The organism is Arthrobacter sp. SW1 (assembly GCF_001766675.1).
In the GTDB taxonomy this organism is placed as follows: domain Bacteria; phylum Actinomycetota; class Actinomycetes; order Actinomycetales; family Micrococcaceae; genus Arthrobacter.
In genome coordinates this window covers 527,554-544,013 of the sequence record NZ_MJLT01000001.1, presented here as the reverse complement: position 1 = coordinate 544,013, position 16,460 = coordinate 527,554, and the positions used below count along the sequence as shown (strand labels likewise).

16 protein-coding genes are annotated in these 16,460 nt (G+C 65.4%); 12 read left to right on the top strand and 4 right to left on the bottom strand.

Annotated elements, in window-relative coordinates:
• Window positions 1-42: 42 nt before the first annotated feature.
• Genes BIU82_RS02560 through BIU82_RS02550 form a run of 3 tightly spaced genes read left to right on the top strand, consistent with a single transcriptional unit; the run spans window position 43 to window position 3,611 of the window.
• Window positions 43-969, top strand: a complete 927-nt coding sequence (locus BIU82_RS02560) for an ABC transporter permease (RefSeq protein WP_070347857.1) — start codon at window positions 43-45, stop codon at window positions 967-969.
• The gene (locus BIU82_RS02555) at window positions 962-1,900 is read left to right on the top strand and encodes an ABC transporter permease (protein ID WP_070347856.1); all 939 of its coding nucleotides are present in this window, start codon (window positions 962-964) and stop codon (window positions 1,898-1,900) included. The genes BIU82_RS02560 and BIU82_RS02555 overlap by 8 nt, the downstream gene beginning before the upstream one ends.
• A 10-nt stretch (window positions 1,901-1,910) precedes the next feature.
• Complete coding sequence (locus BIU82_RS02550; RefSeq protein ID WP_070347855.1) at window positions 1,911-3,611, top strand: ABC transporter ATP-binding protein; 1,701 nt, start codon at window positions 1,911-1,913, stop codon at window positions 3,609-3,611.
• Window positions 3,612-3,682: 71 nt separating this feature from the next.
• Here BIU82_RS02550 and BIU82_RS02545 read toward each other — a convergent pair whose 3' ends face one another.
• Window positions 3,683-4,537, bottom strand: a complete 855-nt coding sequence (locus tag BIU82_RS02545) for an SGNH/GDSL hydrolase family protein (RefSeq protein ID WP_070347854.1) — start codon at window positions 4,535-4,537, stop codon at window positions 3,683-3,685.
• A gap of 339 nt (window positions 4,538-4,876) precedes the next feature.
• Between BIU82_RS02545 and typA the strand changes: the two genes are divergently transcribed.
• The 3 genes from typA (at window position 4,877) to BIU82_RS02530 (ending at window position 8,232) form a co-directional block, all read left to right on the top strand.
• Window positions 4,877-6,793 (top strand): translational GTPase TypA, encoded by a 1,917-nt coding sequence (gene typA, locus BIU82_RS02540; protein ID WP_070347853.1) that lies wholly within the window; start codon window positions 4,877-4,879, stop codon window positions 6,791-6,793.
• A gap of 72 nt (window positions 6,794-6,865) precedes the next feature.
• Window positions 6,866-7,201 (top strand): hypothetical protein, encoded by a 336-nt coding sequence (locus tag BIU82_RS02535; RefSeq protein WP_253182648.1) that lies wholly within the window; start codon window positions 6,866-6,868, stop codon window positions 7,199-7,201.
• A gap of 221 nt (window positions 7,202-7,422) precedes the next feature.
• On the top strand, window positions 7,423-8,232 hold the full coding sequence (locus BIU82_RS02530) for a type IV toxin-antitoxin system AbiEi family antitoxin domain-containing protein (RefSeq protein WP_070347851.1): 810 nt from the start codon (window positions 7,423-7,425) through the stop codon (window positions 8,230-8,232).
• 177 nt (window positions 8,233-8,409) lie between these two features.
• Here the strand turns inward: BIU82_RS02530 and BIU82_RS02525 are convergent, their stop codons facing one another.
• Window positions 8,410-8,592 carry a hypothetical protein gene (locus tag BIU82_RS02525; RefSeq protein WP_253182647.1) on the bottom strand — a complete coding sequence of 61 codons (183 nt, stop codon included), beginning with the start codon at window positions 8,590-8,592 and terminating at the stop codon, window positions 8,410-8,412.
• A 197-nt stretch (window positions 8,593-8,789) separates the two neighbouring features.
• On the opposite strand from BIU82_RS02525, the gene fdxA reads away from it, so the two are divergent.
• The 5 genes from fdxA to BIU82_RS02500 all read left to right on the top strand — a co-directional run bounded on the left by fdxA (window position 8,790) and on the right by BIU82_RS02500 (window position 13,272).
• Entirely contained in the window at window positions 8,790-9,116 is a 327-nt protein-coding gene (gene fdxA / locus BIU82_RS02520) for a ferredoxin (RefSeq protein ID WP_018776555.1), read from the top strand.
• A gap of 14 nt (window positions 9,117-9,130) precedes the next feature.
• Window positions 9,131-10,279, top strand: a complete 1,149-nt coding sequence (gene dapC / locus BIU82_RS02515) for a succinyldiaminopimelate transaminase (protein WP_070347849.1) — start codon at window positions 9,131-9,133, stop codon at window positions 10,277-10,279.
• 242 nt (window positions 10,280-10,521) lie between these two features.
• Window positions 10,522-11,805 (top strand): citrate synthase, encoded by a 1,284-nt coding sequence (locus BIU82_RS02510; RefSeq protein ID WP_070347848.1) that lies wholly within the window; start codon window positions 10,522-10,524, stop codon window positions 11,803-11,805.
• Between the two features lie 165 nt (window positions 11,806-11,970).
• Window positions 11,971-12,579 carry a TetR family transcriptional regulator C-terminal domain-containing protein gene (locus BIU82_RS02505; RefSeq protein WP_070347847.1) on the top strand — a complete coding sequence of 203 codons (609 nt, stop codon included), beginning with the start codon at window positions 11,971-11,973 and terminating at the stop codon, window positions 12,577-12,579.
• An 81-nt stretch (window positions 12,580-12,660) separates the two neighbouring features.
• Window positions 12,661-13,272, top strand: coding sequence for a hypothetical protein (locus tag BIU82_RS02500; RefSeq protein ID WP_070347846.1), 612 nt, complete (start codon window positions 12,661-12,663; stop codon window positions 13,270-13,272).
• Between the two features lie 30 nt (window positions 13,273-13,302).
• Here the strand turns inward: BIU82_RS02500 and BIU82_RS02495 are convergent, their stop codons facing one another.
• Window positions 13,303-14,157, bottom strand: coding sequence for a hypothetical protein (locus BIU82_RS02495; RefSeq protein WP_070347845.1), 855 nt, complete (start codon window positions 14,155-14,157; stop codon window positions 13,303-13,305).
• Between the two features lie 9 nt (window positions 14,158-14,166).
• Window positions 14,167-15,192: a 2,3,4,5-tetrahydropyridine-2,6-dicarboxylate N-succinyltransferase gene (gene dapD, locus BIU82_RS02490; protein WP_070347844.1), complete on the bottom strand. Its 1,026-nt coding sequence runs from the start codon at window positions 15,190-15,192 to the stop codon at window positions 14,167-14,169.
• 85 nt (window positions 15,193-15,277) lie between these two features.
• Between dapD and dapE the strand changes: the two genes are divergently transcribed.
• Window positions 15,278-16,399 carry a succinyl-diaminopimelate desuccinylase gene (gene dapE / locus BIU82_RS02485; protein WP_070347843.1) on the top strand — a complete coding sequence of 374 codons (1,122 nt, stop codon included), beginning with the start codon at window positions 15,278-15,280 and terminating at the stop codon, window positions 16,397-16,399.
• Window positions 16,400-16,460: the final 61 nt, after the last annotated feature.

Genomic DNA, 16,460 nt, shown 5'->3' with positions numbered 1-16,460 from the left:
CATCTCCATGAAACTCCATCGCATCGGAAGGAGGGGCGCACCGTGATCCGGTACATCATCCGTCGGCTCCTCCAGGTGATTCCCGTCTTCCTGGGAACCACCCTCCTCGTCTACTACATGGTCTTCGCGCTCCCCGGGGACCCCATCGCGGCACTCTTCGGCGAACGCCAGCCGCCGCAAAGCGTCATCGACGCACTGCGCAGCCAGTACAACCTGGATCAGCCGTTCTGGGTCCAGTACGGCCTCTTCCTGAAGAACCTCTTCACCTTCAACCTCGGCGTCGACTTCACCCAGCAGCCCATTGCCGCAACCCTCGCCCGGATCTTCCCGGTCACGGCGATGCTCGCGATCGAAGCGCTCATCATCCAGGCCGTGTTCGGCGTGCTCTTCGGCGTCTTCGCCGGCCTGCGCAAGGGAAAGCTTTTCGACTCCACCGTCCTGGTGGCCTCCCTCGTGGTGATCGCCGTGCCCACCTTCGTCCTCGGTTTCGTCTTCCAGTTGATCTTCGGCGTGCAGCTCGGCTGGGCCAAGCCCACGGTGGGCGCCAACGCCGACTGGGGGAACCTGATCCTCCCCGCCGTCGTGCTGGGCCTGGTGTCTTTCGCCTACGTGCTGCGGCTGACGCGGACCTCCGTCATCGAGAACATGAATGCGGACTATGTCCGAACCGCCACCGCAAAGGGCCTGTCCCGTCCGCGCGTGGTGCTGGCCCATATCCTCCGCAACTCAATGATTCCGGTCGTCACCTATCTTGGTGCCAACCTCGGCGGGCTCATGGGCGGTGCGATCGTCACGGAAGGCATCTTCAACGTCCCGGGCGTCGGCAACAAGCTTTTCCAGGCAGTGCAACGCGGCGAAGGCCCCACGGTGGTTGCCATCGTAAGCGTGCTGGTCCTGGTCTTCGTCGTGGCCAACCTGCTGGTTGACCTCCTGTACGCCTGGCTCGACCCGAGGATTCGCTATGAGTAACAACAACCACTTCGTGGCTCCCGTCGAGGAAACGCCGCTCCAGGCCACGGACTCCCTCAAGACTGACCAGGCACCCCTGAGCCTGTGGGCGGACGCGTGGCGCAAGCTCCGCCGTCGACCGCTGTTCATCGTCTCTTCGCTGATGATCCTCTTCCTGCTGTTCGTCGCCTTTTTCCCCGGCGTGTTCACCAGCGTTGATCCGGGCAGTTGCCAGCTCTCCAACTCCGAAGCAGGGCCGAGGCCCGGCCACCCCTTCGGGTTCACCCTCCAGGGGTGCGATGTGTTCGCCCGGGTCATCCACGGAACCCAGGCCTCGCTCGCAGTGGGCGTCCTCTCCGTCATCTGCGTGTTGGTGATCGGTGTGACCCTCGGTGCGCTCGCCGGCTATTACGGCGGCTGGCTGGATGCGGTACTCGCCCGCCTGGGTGACATCTTCTTCGCGCTGCCGCTGATCCTGGGCGCGCTGGTCATCACACAGCTTCCGCTGTTCCGCGAGAACAAGAGCGTCTGGACAGTGGTGTTCGTGATTTCCATGCTGGCCTGGCCGCAGATGGCCCGTATTACCCGCGGTGCGGTCATCGAGGTGCGCAATGCCGATTTCGTGACGGCTGCGCGTTCGCTGGGGGTCTCGCGCTTCGGTGCCTTGGTGCGCCACGTGCTGCCGAACGCCCTCGCCCCGGTGATCGTGCTGGCCACCCTTGAACTCGGTGTGTTCATCGTGGCGGAAGCAACCTTGTCCTTCCTGGGCATCGGCCTGCCCCCGGGCGTCATGTCCTGGGGCAATGACATTTCCTCCGCGAACGCCTCGATCCGCACCACCCCGTCGATCCTGCTCTACCCGGCAGGCGCCCTGTCCATCACCGTCCTGAGCTTCATCATGCTCGGCGACGCCGTCCGCGATGCTCTTGATCCCAAGAGCCGCCAGCGCTGAGGAGGCGATGATGAATACCGTCAGAATCGACGAAGCAGGAACGGCAAAAGACCGGCCGATCCTCGAAATCAAGGACCTCGCCATCACCTTCACCACCAGTGCGGGCGAGTTCAAGGCTGTCAAGAACGCCCACCTGAGCATCATGCCGGGCGAAACGGTCGCCATCGTGGGGGAGTCCGGTTCCGGAAAGTCGACGACGGCGCTCGCCGCCATCGGCTTGTTGCCCGGCAACGGCCGGGTGACAGGCGGGCAGATCCTGCTCGACGGTGAGGACATCGCCCATGCGTCCGAAAAGCGCATGATCGAGCTGCGCGGCAGCCACATCGGCATGGTCCCGCAGGACCCGATGTCCAACCTCAACCCGGTGTGGAAGATCGGCTACCAGGTGCGGGAGACACTCAAGGCGAACGGCCGCCCGGACGGGCCCGACGACGTCGCGCGCGTCCTCGCGGAGGCAGGCTTGCCGGATGCGCACCGCCGCGCCCGGCAGTACCCGCATGAGTTTTCCGGCGGCATGCGCCAGCGCGCGTTGATCGCGATCGGCCTGAGCTGCTCACCCAAGCTGCTGATCGCCGACGAACCCACGTCCGCCCTGGACGTCACGGTGCAGCGCAAGATCCTGGACCACCTGGACAAGATGACCACGGAACTGGGCACTTCGGTGCTGCTCATCACCCACGACCTCGGCCTCGCTGCCGAGCGCGCGGACAAGGTAGTGGTCATGTACCAGGGCAATGTCGTGGAGGCCGGTCCGTCCCTGGAGTTGCTGCAGAACCCGCAGCATCCATACACCCGGCGGCTCGTGGAGTCCGCGCCGTCCCTGGCGTCGCGCCGCATCCAGTCGGCCAAGGAACAAGGCGTGGAGGCAGAAGACCTGCTCGCGCCCGCTGCCGAGGGGACGTCCCGGGACGAGGTCCTGCAGGTCCGGAACCTGCGCAAGATCTACAAGCTGCGGCAGGGCCTGGGCAAGTCCAGCGACTTCGCGGCCGTGGATGACGTCAGCTTCAGCGTGAGGCGCGGAACCACGACGGCGATCGTCGGCGAGTCAGGATCCGGCAAGTCCACGGTGGCGAAGATGGTCCTGCAGTTGGAGGCCCCCACGGAGGGGCAGATCATTTTCGACGGCGTCGATACCGCAGGCCTGAAGGGCAGGGAACTGTTCACGTTCCGGCGCCGTGTGCAGCCGATCTTCCAGGACCCCTACGGTTCGCTCGACCCGATGTACAACATCTACCGCACCATCGAGGAGCCGCTGCGGATCCACAAGATCGGCAACGCCGCCAGCCGCGAGAAAAAGGTCCGGGAGCTGCTTGAACAAGTGGCCCTGCCGCAGAGCACCATGCAGCGCTACCCGAACGAACTCTCCGGCGGCCAACGCCAGCGCGTCGCCATCGCGCGGGCCCTGGCCTTGGACCCGGAGGTCATCATCTGTGACGAAGCAGTCTCCGCGCTGGATGTGCTGGTCCAGGCACAGGTGCTGAACCTCCTGACCGAGCTGCAGGGACGGCTGGGGCTGACCTACCTCTTCATCACGCACGACCTCGCCGTGGTCCGGCAGATCGCAGACCATGTGTGCGTCATGGAGAAGGGCAAGCTGGTGGAAACCGGCACCACAGACGACGTCTTCGAGGCGCCGCAGCAGGAGTACACCATGGCCCTGCTGAACGCGATCCCGGGGGCGAGCCTCATGCTCCCTCCGGCGGTGGCATAGCTGCCTGGATAAATCACGACGGCGGCCTTCCGCCTGAACGCGGAAGGCCGCCGTCGTGCATTAAGCGAAAGTCAGGATTCGGAGCCCTCGGCGGCCAGCCCGAGTTCGGACAAACGGCGGGCGAGGACCGAGGACAGCTTGCGGTGGCCGGGTGCGGCCAGGTGGATGCCGTCCACGAGGTCCCTTTCCACGCCGTAGCGGCTGAGCCAGTCGCCTGCGCTGATGAATGGGATATCGGCACTGGCTGCGATCCCGCCGAGGAGGGCGTCAACCTCGGTGCGGCGTCCGCCGCCGTGCCCCTGGCCGCGCGCGAGGGTGCCGATCATGACGAGCCGGCTGCCGGGGTAGCGGCTGCGGAGTTCGTCGATCAGGCGGAGCGCGTTCGTGGCGATCGAGGTGTCCTCCGCACCGACCCGGACGTCGTTGCCGCCGCCCTGCACCACGATCAGCGGCGGTGAACCATGGGGGAGCAACCAGTCGCCGTTCTGCAGGGCGTCGATGTAATTGCCTGTGGTGCCATTCCCGGCGACGAAGCCTGTGCCGCTCTTGCCTGCATAGAACACGGTGTAGCCCAGCGCGGCGAGGGCGCTGCGGGGCCAGGACCCCTCCGGCTCCGACTGTGAATCGCCGATCAGTAGCGCGGTATGGCGGATGTCGGGGAGAACCACTTCGTCGCGGCCGGTGCTGGCGTTGCGGCGTACGGCGTTGCCGGCGCCCGTGGCCGGGCCGCGGTCCAGGCCTGCAGCCGGGCTCGGAGCCGCAACCGCCTGGCCCGACGCTGCGCCGGGAACGGAGCTCCGTTTTACAGTAGCCGGAGCGCTCCCTCCGGAAGCTTGGGCACAGCCCGTGCAGGCGAGGGCGAAAGCGAGCACGGAAGCGGAGCCGAGCAGTACCGCATGACGCTTGCGCGCGCGGGGCTTTCGCATAAGGGACTCCTGATGATTGCTGCGAACTTCATTGCAATGCTGAAGCATTGGGATCCCGGATGAACAGGGACTGGACATTTCTGTTCTGCAACAACTTGGCGCGCGGGTTCCGGGGCAGCTTCCGGCGCGGCTTCCCGGGGCGGGTTCCCGGGGCGACAGGCGCCGCTGTGATGGCGGACACTTTTAGCCCGCGCGGGCCGCTGCCGTTAGGCCAACCATTGCCGCAGCATCTAGAATCTAGGGAGGTGCCCTGTGCAAAGGGTCTGATCCGTCGTGCGATCCGCTTTGGATATGGCGCGATACCACAGCTGACTTCACCACTGAATCGAGCCATAACGCATGTCTGAAACCACCACCCGCACTGCGTCGCGCAGCGACCTCCGCAACGTAGCGATCGTGGCCCACGTTGACCACGGCAAGACCACCCTGGTCGATGCCATGCTCAAGCAGACCAACTCCTTCGCATCGCACGGCGAGGTTGAGGACCGGGTCATGGACTCCGGCGACCTGGAACGTGAAAAGGGCATCACCATCCTCGCCAAGAACACCACCGTTGCCTACAACGGTCCGTCTTCCAACGGCGAAACCATCACCATCAACGTGATCGACACCCCCGGCCACGCCGACTTCGGTGGCGAGGTGGAGCGCGGCCTGTCCATGGTTGACGGCGTCGTGCTGCTCGTGGACTCCTCCGAAGGTCCGCTCCCGCAGACCCGCTTCGTGCTCCGCAAGGCCCTCGCCGCGCACCTGCCCGTCATCCTGCTGGTCAACAAGACCGACCGCCCCGACGCCCGCATCGACGAGGTCGTCCACGAGTCCATGGACCTCCTCCTGGGCCTCGCCTCCGACCTCGCTGACGAAGTTCCGGACCTGGACCTGGACAAGGTCCTGGAAGTTCCCGTGGTGTACGCCGCCGCCAAGGTCGGCCGCGCTTCCCTCGAGCAGCCGGCCGACGGCTCCGCTCCGGACAACGAGGACCTCGAGCCGCTCTTCAAGACGATCATCGAGCACATCCCGGCTCCGAAGTATGATCCTGAAGGCGTGCTGCAGGCCCACGTGACCAACCTGGACGCTTCCCCGTTCCTCGGCCGCCTCGCCCTGCTCCGCATCTACAACGGCACCCTGCGCAAGGGCCAGCAGGTTGCCTGGGCCCGCCAGAACGGTGAACTCAAGACCGTCAAGATCACCGAACTCCTCGCCACGAAGGCGCTGGAGCGCGTTCCTGCCGAATCCGCAGGCCCCGGCGAGATCGTCGCCGTCGCCGGCATCGAAGACATCACCATCGGTGAAACCCTCACCGACGTCGAAAACCCGCAGCCGCTGCCGCTCATCACGGTTGACGACCCCGCCATCTCCATGACCATCGGTATCAACACCTCGCCGCTCGCCGGCAAGGTCAAGGGCGCCAAGGTCACGGCCCGCCAGGTGAAGGACCGCCTGGACAAGGAGCTGATCGGTAACGTCTCTATCCGCGTGCTCCCCACCGAGCGCCCGGACGCCTGGGAAGTCCAGGGCCGTGGTGAACTGGCCCTCGCGATCCTCGTGGAGCAGATGCGCCGCGAAGGCTTCGAGCTCACCGTGGGCAAGCCGCAGGTGGTCACCAAGACCATCGACGGCAAGATCCACGAGCCCATGGAGCACATGACCATCGACGTCCCCGAAGAGTTCCTCGGCGCCGTCACCCAGCTGATGGCCGCACGCAAGGGCCGCATGACCAACATGGCCAACCACGGCACCGGCTGGGTCCGCATGGAGTTCATCGTCCCTGCCCGTGGCCTGATCGGCTTCCGCACCAAGTTCCTTACGGAAACCCGTGGCGCCGGCATCGCGGCTTCCATCTCCGAGGGCTACGAGCCGTGGGCCGGTCCGATCGAATACCGCACCAACGGTTCCATGGTGGCCGACCGTGCAGGCGTGGTCACCCCGTTCGCCATGATCAACCTGCAGGAACGCGGTTCCTTCTTCGTCAAGCCCACCGCCGAGGTGTACGAGGGCATGATCGTGGGCGAGAACTCCCGCGCCGACGACATGGACGTCAACATCACCAAGGAAAAGAAGCTCACCAACATGCGCTCTTCCACGGCTGACTCCTTCGAAAACCTGACCCCGCCGCGTGAGCTGACGCTCGAGGAGTCCCTCGAATTCGCCCGCGAGGACGAATGCGTGGAGATTACCCCCGAGGACATCCGCATCCGCAAGGTCATCCTGGACGCCAACGAGCGCGCCAAGGCAGCACGCGCCCGTGCCAAGGCCTAATCGGCTTAGCTGGCTGGGATAGTGCATAAGAGGGCCACCGGAGGGTTCCGCGGCATTGCCGCAGGACTTCCGGTGGCCCTTTTTGCTGCCGTTTTCGCGGCGGTGGCCGGCACGGCCCTGCACCGGCAGTACCTGGCGCTGGCCGGCGTCGAACTCCATTGGGGGCCGCCGGCCGCCCTCCTGCTGCTCGCGGCCCTTCAGCTGTTGTTGGCGGGACGCTACCGTTCCTTGATTCCGACGGCGGTGGCCGGCATCGGCTGTTACGTGCTGGTGGGACTGCTCGCCGCGGCCGGGCCAGGGAAACAGCTGATCCTGGGCGATGTGCCGGGGAATGTCTGGGTGTACGGCATTGCTGTTGTGACCCTCGTGATGCTGGTGGTGTGCAGGGGCTTCGCGCGGCGGAACTGAGCTGGCGCCTGTTCCTTGCCGCACATGTCCAGCCCTGAGCTCTAACGATGGACATATCACTCATATGTGCATCCTTTGATACTCCAGTCGGACATGCTCCTTGCGCCAGCTTCTTCAGGAATGGACATGTCCGTCTACTACCCGGGACTGGGTACATGTCCTTTTCCACATACGGGAACTCAGCTCTTTTCGCTCCTCCTCCGGGCCGAAAGCATGGCTCCATGGTGAATATCAGTGACGTGATGTCCGGTTACGGTGGCGTAGTCCGTGCGAAGCATCTCGCGGCAGCCGGAGTCTCGAATCTCCAACTCCGGAACGCTTTGTCCCGGGGCCAACTGTCCAGGATTGCGCGCGGCGTTTACGCCCTCGACGGCGCCGATCCCACGTTGCGCGCCATCCGCTCGCTCCCAGCCGAGCCCGCGTGCGTATCTGCTGCTGAGCTTGCCGGGCTCTGGATCGTGCGGAGGCCGGTGGAACCACACGTTGCCGTTCCACACAGCCGGAAGTACCCGGGGTTCCATTGCCATAGAACGGCGTCACCGCCGACGCTGCTTGACTCCGTGGTCCTGGCCTTACGCTGCCTTCCCGAATTGGAGGCGCTGGCGATTGCCGAATCGGCCATTGCGTTGAAAAGGGTATCCATGTCCGCCGTCAGGGCACGGCTCGGTGGGCGAAACGATGCCCGCGAACGGGCGGTTCTCGGCCAAGTGGTGCCCCATTCTCAGTCACTGCTTGAATGCTTGGCCCGGTACCACCTCCGCCTGGCGGGGTTTCACGTTGAATCCCAGGTAAGCATTCCCGGCATGGGGCATATCGATCTCATGGTTGACGGGCGTCTGGGGATCGAGGCCGACGGCGCAGAATTCCACATGGACAAAGCCAGCTTTGAAGAAGATCGGCGGCGCTGGAATGTCACCACAAGGCTGGGAGTTCCAACCTTGGTCGTGAGTTATTCGTTGGTGAAGTTCAGGCCAGCAGAGTTCGTGGCCTTGGTTCGTGAAACTCTTCGCTCGCTGGATCAGGCGGCTTGAGTCGTCGGGCACCTGTATGTCCATTACCTGTTGGGACATGTCCACTGCTGGCTTCTGCCAACGGACATGTGCTGCCACGGCGCATCCTCCATAGACGGATATGCGCCGCAGCCGGGACAAGGAAGGAACATATTCCTGTTATGTCCAACTGTCGTGCCGGGCGGTGGACATGTCCGTTTAGGAGACTGAACGCGCACTCCGCCGCGGCGGTGGGGGCGGAACGGCCTTCGCCGTGACCACCAGCTCCAAGGGGATCTCGACGTCGGACTGCCGGGTGCGGATGGTGCAGGAACCGGCGGAAGCGGAGACCAGGTAGCCGAGGGCGTCGGTGAACCCGCCGTCGATTCTGTAGCGCACCACTACCCGGGTTCCTTCGGCGGTATTCGAAAGGAAATCCTGGGGACGCGGCAAGTTCACCAGTTCATAGTAGGACGCGTGGCTAGGTTCGTGCGTTCGGGCTGTTGGATAATAAGCTCAGAATTCAACGGATCCGGCGCATTATGGCCGGACGCACCATCCGGGCAGCGGCCCGGAGCAACTCTGGAGAGGCAAGGGACGTGACTTACGTAATCGCGCAGCCGTGTGTGGACGTCAAGGACAAGGCATGTATTGAGGAATGCCCGGTTGACTGCATCTACGAAGGCGAGCGGTCCCTCTACATCCACCCCGACGAATGCGTTGACTGCGGCGCCTGCGAACCCGTGTGCCCGGTGGAAGCCATCTACTACGAAGACGACACCCCGGAAGAGTGGGCCGACTACTACAAGGCCAACGTCGAGTTCTTCGACGACCTCGGCTCGCCGGGTGGTGCCGCCAAGATCGGCAACACCGGCAAGGACCACCCCTTCATCGCTGCCCTGCCCCCGCAGAACCAGGACCACTAGGAACGGTTGCACCCTTGATCTCCGCGGCGCCGTCCTTCGGCCTTGACCTGCCCGATTACCCGTGGGAAGCCATGGCACCGTACCTCGCCAAGGCTTCCGAGCATCCCGGGGGAGTCGTCAACCTCTCCATCGGAACGCCGGTCGACCCGACGCCGGCCCTGATCCGGGACGCCTTGTCGGCGGCATCGGACGCCCACGGCTACCCGACGGTCCATGGCACCGAGCCCCTCCGGCAGGCTGTGTCCGACTGGTTCGCCTCCCGACGCGGTGTTCCCGGCCTTGATCCCAGGGACATCATGCCGACGGTCGGGTCCAAGGAACTCGTGGCCTGGCTGCCGTTCCTGCTGGGCCTGCGCCCCGGGGACGTCGTGGTGCGCCCCACGGTCGCGTACCCCACCTACGACATCGGTGCCACCCTGGCCGGGGCCACCGCTGTGGCTGCCGACGACCTCGATGAGCTCGACGCCGCGACCCGCGCCAAGGTGCGGCTTGTCTGGGTCAATTCGCCGGGCAATCCCACTGGCAGCGTTCGCGACGTCGCTTCCCTCAAGGCGATCGTTGAGCAGGCCCGCCAGGCGGGCGCCGTGGTGGCGTCCGACGAATGCTACGCCGAGCTTGGCTGGGGCGAATGGGATGCCCAGCGCGGCGGAGAGGCCGTGCCAAGCATCCTGGACCCCCGGGTCAGCGGAGGCTCCAACGACGGACTGCTCAGTGTGTACTCCCTGAGCAAGCAGTCCAACCTCGCCGGTTACCGGGCGGCGTTCGTCGCCGGCGACTCCGCCATCGTGGCGAACCTGGTCAACAGCCGCAAGCACGCCGGGATGATTGTGCCGTATCCGATCCAGGAAGCGATGCGTGTGGCACTGGGCGATGCGGACCACGTCTTCGCGCAGAAGGACCTTTACCGCTCCCGCCGTGAACGGCTCCTGCCGGCCCTGCAGGACTTCGGCCTCAAGATCCACGAATCAAAGGCAGGCCTCTACCTCTGGGCAACCGCCGGGGAAGCCACTTGGGACACCGTGCAGCGCTTCGCTGAACTCGGCATCGTCGTCGGGCCCGGAGTCTTCTACGGCGACGCCGGAAACGGCTTCATCCGTGTGGCCCTGACGGGGTCCGACGAGCGGATCGATGCCGCAGTGGAGCGCCTGCGCGGGCAGGCCTGACGCCAGCCCCGGAAGGTGTGAGCTGCGGCACATTTGCCGCCTCCGGGAGGGTAACCGGGCTTCCCGGATTAGTTCCTCCCGGGTGCTGGGGGTAGCTTATAACTGACTATTGATGGTGGCTTTCCGAGGAAAGCAGTCCAATCGACCGGACTACAACCGGCAGGATGCGCCCGGCGGGCGCCACCGGAAGTTGGTTGGATCAAGCTTTCTACGGAGGCCAAGAGCCTCATGAAGGGGACTCCATGACTGAGACCACCAGCGCTACCTTGCGCCACGCCGGCGGCGAACTTGAACTCCCGCGGATCAAGGTCGTTGAAGGGAACGAGGGCTACGACGTTTCCAAGCTGCTGAAGCAGACAGGCGCCGTCACTTACGACCCCGGCTTCATGAACACGGCGGCAACGATGTCGGCGATCACGTACATCGACGGCGATGCCGGAATCCTGCGCTACCGCGGTTACCCGATCGAGCAGCTCGCGGAGCACTCCAGCTTCCTGGAAGTCTCCTACCTGCTCATTTACGGCAACCTGCCCAGCCCCACAGAGCTGGAAGAGTTCGACCAGAAGATCCGCCGCCACACCCTGCTCCACGAGGATCTCAAGGGCTTCTTCGGCGGCTTCCCGCGCGACGCGCACCCCATGCCGGTGCTGTCCTCGGCTGTCTCCGCGCTGTCGACCTTCTACCAGGACTCCCTGGACCCGTTCAACCCCGAGCACGTGGAAGTTTCCACCATCCGCCTCATGGCAAAGCTCCCGGTCATCGCGGCTTACGCCCACAAGAAGTCCATCGGCCAGCCCATGCTGTACCCGGACAACTCCATGAACCTCGTGGAGAACTTCCTGCGCCTCTCCTTCGGTCTTCCGGCCGAGCAGTACGAGCTCGATCCGATCATCGTCAAGGCGCTCGACCTGCTCCTCATCCTCCACGCGGACCACGAGCAGAACTGCTCCACCTCCACCGTCCGCCTGGTGGGTTCGGCCAACGCCAACCTCTTCGCTTCGGTGTCCGCGGGCATCAACGCCCTCTTCGGCCCGGCCCACGGTGGCGCCAACGAGGCCGTGCTGAAGATGCTCCGCCAGATCCAGGCCGACGGCATCAAGCCCGAGGACTACATGGAGAAGGTCAAGAACAAGGAAGACGGCGTCCGCCTCATGGGCTTCGGACACCGCGTCTACAAGAACTACGATCCCCGCGCGAAGATCATCAAGGCCACCGCCCACGAGATCCTCGGCAAGCTCGGCGGCAACGACGAACTGCTGGACATCGCACTCCGTCTTGAAGAGAAGGCCCTGGCTGACGACTACTTCATCCAGCGCAAGCTCTACCCGAACGTCGACTTCTACACCGGCCTGATCTACAAGGCCATGGGCTTCCCGGAGAAGATGTTCACCGTGCTGTTCGCGATCGGCCGCCTCCCCGGCTGGATCGCCCAGTGGCGCGAAATGATCACCGACCCCGCCACGAAGATCGGCCGTCCGCGGCAGCTCTACACCGGGGAACCGGAGCGCAACTACCCGGCTCTCTAGCCGGGCCAGTACGACGGCGGCCGCCCACCTTTCGAGGTTGGGCGGCCGTTTGCGTGTGGCAGGGTTGTACCTGCCGGGGACAGTGCTGCTGTTTCCTTGGCCACACACCGGTGCCACCAAGGCACGCCTGCCGACGATTGAAGCACGATCGTGCTAAAAAGGCATGTGCCAAAAATCGTAGACGCCGCCGCGCGGCGACAGGACGTTGTCGACGCCGTCTTCAGGATCATCGCTTCCGATGGATTGGAACGTGCCTCCCTGCGCGAGGTAGCCGATGAAGCGGGACTGGCCGTCGGCTCGGTACGCCACTATTTCGCCAGCAGTGACGAACTGCTGGTCCACTCGTTTTCCGTGGTCATCGACCGGATCGCAGGCCGCCTGGAAGCCGCGCTTGAATCCGTCCAGGCTGAAGAACCCGGCAGCGACGCCCACCACGAAGCCGTGCTCGCACTTCTCGGCCAGCTGCTGCCCCTGGACGAGGAGCGTGCCGTGGACGTCTGCGTCTGGCTGGCCTTCCGCACGGCCGCCCGGATCAAAGCCGTATACGCGCCGGAAGCCGCGCGGAGCCACCGCGCGGTGGCCGCCGTCGTCGGGCAATTGATCATGCTGTTGCTGCCCGGCAGCGCACAGCAGGACATCCTGGTCACGGAGGCGGAACGCCTCCTGGCCGCGCTGGACGGCCTGTGCATGCACGCCCTCCTCCAGCCCGAATGGATGACCGCACAGATGTGCCGCGATGTGCTGGAGGCACACCTCGCGGGCCTCGCCGCCTGAGTAAAAACCGGCCGTTAACCTCGGGAGCCAACAGGAATAAACTGTAAGTCTGGACAGGCACCGGCCAAGGGAGGCGTTCGGATGCATGACACAGGCGGTCAGGGATGGCGGATCACCATGGACACCTCATCCCCGCTTCTTATTGCCTTGTATCTGAGGGATGTCGCAGGACTGGACGGCGCGGGAACGCCCACCCTGTCCCATGCCACCCCGAAGGTCAGGCACTCGGATCACAGCCACCTGACCGCGGAAGTCGGCGGCATCGGCGCGCTCAAGACCGAATGGGAGGCCTGGTGGCAACAGCTGCTCAAGGCGTACCCGGAACCTGCCACGGAGCTCTCCCCGCCGGATTTCGCGGCATTCTCGAATTCGCCCGCCCTTCAACGCGTGCTCCAGGCGCATTATGGTTCAGCCTTGGACTGGGCGCGTGAACGGGTCGAGGAATACCAGGAAATAGAAGCCGAACGGGAGGCAAGCGGCGCCACCTTGATGCTCGGGGACCTGGTGGAGGACCGGCTCCTCGAGGTGGGGCGCGGCCCCCGGGACTTCCAACTGAGCATCATCGAGCTTCCGCTGAACGAGCCCCGAGCCTGGTATCTGGAGCCGGACAAGATGATCATGAGCCAGCGCCTCTTGTCTCAGCCGGAAATCTTCCGGAGCTATGTCCAGCCCGTTGTGGAGATGCTCGCCTGACGTTTGCACGGGGACCGGGCGTGCGGCGGCTCAGCTGCGCGGGGCAGACACCGTGATGCTGAGCGTTCCTGCCGGCGCTGCGGACTCCTGCCAGCCTTTGTGATCGTCCCTGTTCCAGGTGTGCCCGTCCAGCTGGACCTGCGTGACGGAGAGCGTCTTGGCGTTCGCCACTGCCCATTGGGCGAGGGCCCAGGCGGCCGCACCGGTGGAGTACGCTCCTGAATCGATCAGCACCGTGCGTCCCTGGCTCTTAGCGGCAACGGGGCCGAACGCCGTCGTCATTGCATCCACCACCGTGGCCGGATCGCCGGCGGCGTCCGCGCTCCGCAGGGTGCAGTCCAGCGCCGCCGAGGACTGGCCGGTGAGCGAGGACGCGAAGGCACGCCCCATGGCCTCATGCTGGGCGTAGGCGCGGGGAAAAGCTGAGCGCTGCACGGTCTGCGCGGCTTCGGTGATTTCCATCGACTGGTAGCCGGGAACCTTCACCAGGCCGTCGTAGAAGGCGTTGCTCGCGTACACGGGGTCCATCACCTGGGCTTCGGTTCCCCAGCCTTGGGAGGGCCGCTGCTGGAACAGCCCTCGGGAATCCGGGCCGGCCTGGTCCCCGTAGTCGATGTTCCGGAGACGGGATTCCTGCATGGCCGTAGCGAGGGCGATGGTGGCGGCACGCGGCGGCAGCCCGCGGCGGACGGCAACGGAGGTGATGAGGGCCGCGTTGGCGGCCTGGTCGGTTGCCAGTTCAAAGGAGGCAGTGCCGACGACGGCGGTGCAGCGCTCCGTGACCAGGGTCTCGGAGCGCTGCAGGACCGTTGTTACTGCATAGACCGCGCCTGCCGCGAGGGCCAGTGCCAGCAGCAGGGTGAGGGTGCGTCGGAGGCGGCGCATCCGGTCCGGTCAGTTGGCGTGGAGGGCTTCGTTGAGTTCCACGGTCTGGCCCTTGCGGGGAAGCACCTCCACTTCACCGGTGGTGGAGTTGCGGCGGAACAGCAGGTTCGGCATGCCGGAGAGTTCCACGGCCTTGACGATGCTGGAGGTGTCCTCGCCGTTTTCGTCCTTCGGACCCGGAACGCGGACGCGGGTGCCCGCGGTGACGTAGAGGCCGGCTTCGACCACGGAGTCGTCGCCGATGCTGATGCCCACGCCGGAGTTGGCGCCGAGCAGGACGCGTTCGCCCAGTGCGATCCGCTCCTTGCCGCCGCCGGACAGGGTGCCCATGATCGAGGCGCCACCGCCGACGTCGGTGCCGTTGCCGGCCACCACGCCCGCGGAGATGCGGCCTTCCACCATGGAGGTGCCCAGCGTGCCGGCGTTGAAGTTCACGAAGCCTTCGTGCATCACGGTGGTGCCTTCTGCGAGGTGCGCGCCCAGGCGGACGCGGTCGGCGTCGGCGATGCGTACACCGGAGGGAACAACGTAGTCCACCATGCGCGGGAACTTGTCGATGCCGTATACGGTGACCGGGCCGCGCTTGCGCAGGCGCGCACGGGTCAGTTCGAAGCCTTCGACGGCGGCAGGGCCGAAGTTGGTCCACACGACGTTGGGGAGCTTGCCGAAAATGCCGTCCAGGTTGATGCTGTTCGGTTTGACCAGACGGTGGGAAAGCAGGTGCAGGCGCAGGTAGGCGTCCACGGTGTCTGCGGGAGCTTCGTCCAGGTTGATCTGCGCGAAGACCACCTTCTGCTGGGTGCCGCGTGCCTCGTCGTCACCTTCGGCGGCGAGGGCGGTCAGGGATTCGTCGGCGTTCTCGACCGAGCGGAGGGACTCTGCGGCCACGCCGAGCGAGGGTGCCGGGAACCAGGCGTCCAGCACCGTGGCTTCGCCGGAAGCGTTGGTGGCGATCGTGGCCAGACCGAAGCCGTAGGCGGAGCGGTCGTCAGCGGAAGTGTTGTCAGGAACGGCAGTCGCGGCGGTTTCAGTCATGGGGAAAGTGTATCGAGCGGGACTGACACCCTAGAAACCGTGAAGAGTCCCGGAAGGTCGTATTTCGCCGGGATACAGTGGACGGGTGACCGTTGAATCCGTTCCCGTTCTTGACCTGCGACAAGACGTCGCCCTGCTCACCGCCGCGATCATGGACATCAACAGTGTGTCCGGAAATGAAACCGCCCTGGCCGACGCCGTGGAGAATGGCCTCCGCGCGATCCCCGGCTTGGAGATCGTCCGCGATGGCGACGCGATCGTGGCCCGTACCAACCTTGGCCGTCCCGAGCGTGTCATCCTCGCCGGGCACCTGGACACCGTTCCGCTGCCCGTCACCGAAGGCGCCCGCGGCACGGTCCCGTCCACCTGGGTGTCCGGAGTCCCGGGCAGCGGTGTCCTGTACGGACGCGGCGCCACCGACATGAAGGGCGGCGTCGCGGTGCAGCTGGCGCTAGCCGCAACCATGTTCGACGGCGGTGCGGAGCCGGCCAAGGACGTCACTTTCGTGTTCTACGATCATGAGGAAGTCGAGGCCGAGAAGAGCGGCCTTGGCCGGCTGGTGCGGAACTACCCCGAGCTGCTGCACGGCGACTTCGCGATCCTGCTGGAACCCACCAACGGCACGGTGGAAGGCGGGTGCAACGGCACCATGCGCTTCGAAGCCACCACGGTGGGGGAGGCAGCGCACTCCGCCCGCGCCTGGATGGGCCACAACGCCATCCACGACGCCGCGCCCATCCTGGCCCGCCTGGCGGCTTACGAACCGCAGACGATCAATGTGGACGGCCTGGACTATCGCGAGAGCTTGAACGCGGTGAAGATCCACGGCGGCACGGCCGGGAATGTCATCCCGGACCGTTGCGTGGTGGAAATCAATTACCGCTTCGCGCCGGACAAGAACGTCGAACAGGCCGAGGCCCACGTCCGTGAGCTCCTGGCTGGCTTCGACGTCGCCCGCACCGATGCTGCAGCCGGGGCGCGGCCGGGACTGAACCACCCGGCCGCCGCCTCCTTCGTTGCCGCCGTCGGTGCCGAGCCCAAGCCCAAATACGGTTGGACCGACGTCGCGCGCTTCAGCGAGCTCGGCGTCCCGGCGGTGAACTTCGGCCCCGGGGATGCGCTGCTGGCGCACAAGGACAACGAACACGTCGACGCCGATGCCATCCGTGAGTGCTTCCGCGCGCTGCGGCTGTGGCTGGCTGACTAGGCGCTCGTTCCAACAGAAAGGTCCGCAGCCGGATGGCTGCGGACCTTTCTGCTCTTAATCG

Bases quoted from the DNA above. Each gene is read 5' to 3' on its own strand.
- BIU82_RS02555 (WP_070347856.1), top strand. From the start codon at position 962: ATGAGTAACAACAACCACTTCGTGGCTCCCGTCGAGGAAACGCCGCTC.
- BIU82_RS02550 (WP_070347855.1), top strand. From the start codon at position 1,911: ATGAATACCGTCAGAATCGACGAAGCAGGAACGGCAAAAGACCGGCCG.
- BIU82_RS02545 (WP_070347854.1), bottom strand. From the start codon at position 4,537: ATGCGAAAGCCCCGCGCGCGCAAGCGTCATGCGGTACTGCTCGGCTCC.
- typA (WP_070347853.1), top strand. From the start codon at position 4,877: ATGTCTGAAACCACCACCCGCACTGCGTCGCGCAGCGACCTCCGCAAC.
- BIU82_RS02530 (WP_070347851.1), top strand. From the start codon at position 7,423: ATGGTGAATATCAGTGACGTGATGTCCGGTTACGGTGGCGTAGTCCGT.
- BIU82_RS02510 (WP_070347848.1), top strand. From the start codon at position 10,522: ATGACTGAGACCACCAGCGCTACCTTGCGCCACGCCGGCGGCGAACTT.
- BIU82_RS02500 (WP_070347846.1), top strand. From the start codon at position 12,661: ATGCATGACACAGGCGGTCAGGGATGGCGGATCACCATGGACACCTCA.
- BIU82_RS02495 (WP_070347845.1), bottom strand. From the start codon at position 14,157: ATGCGCCGCCTCCGACGCACCCTCACCCTGCTGCTGGCACTGGCCCTC.
- dapD (WP_070347844.1), bottom strand. From the start codon at position 15,192: ATGACTGAAACCGCCGCGACTGCCGTTCCTGACAACACTTCCGCTGAC.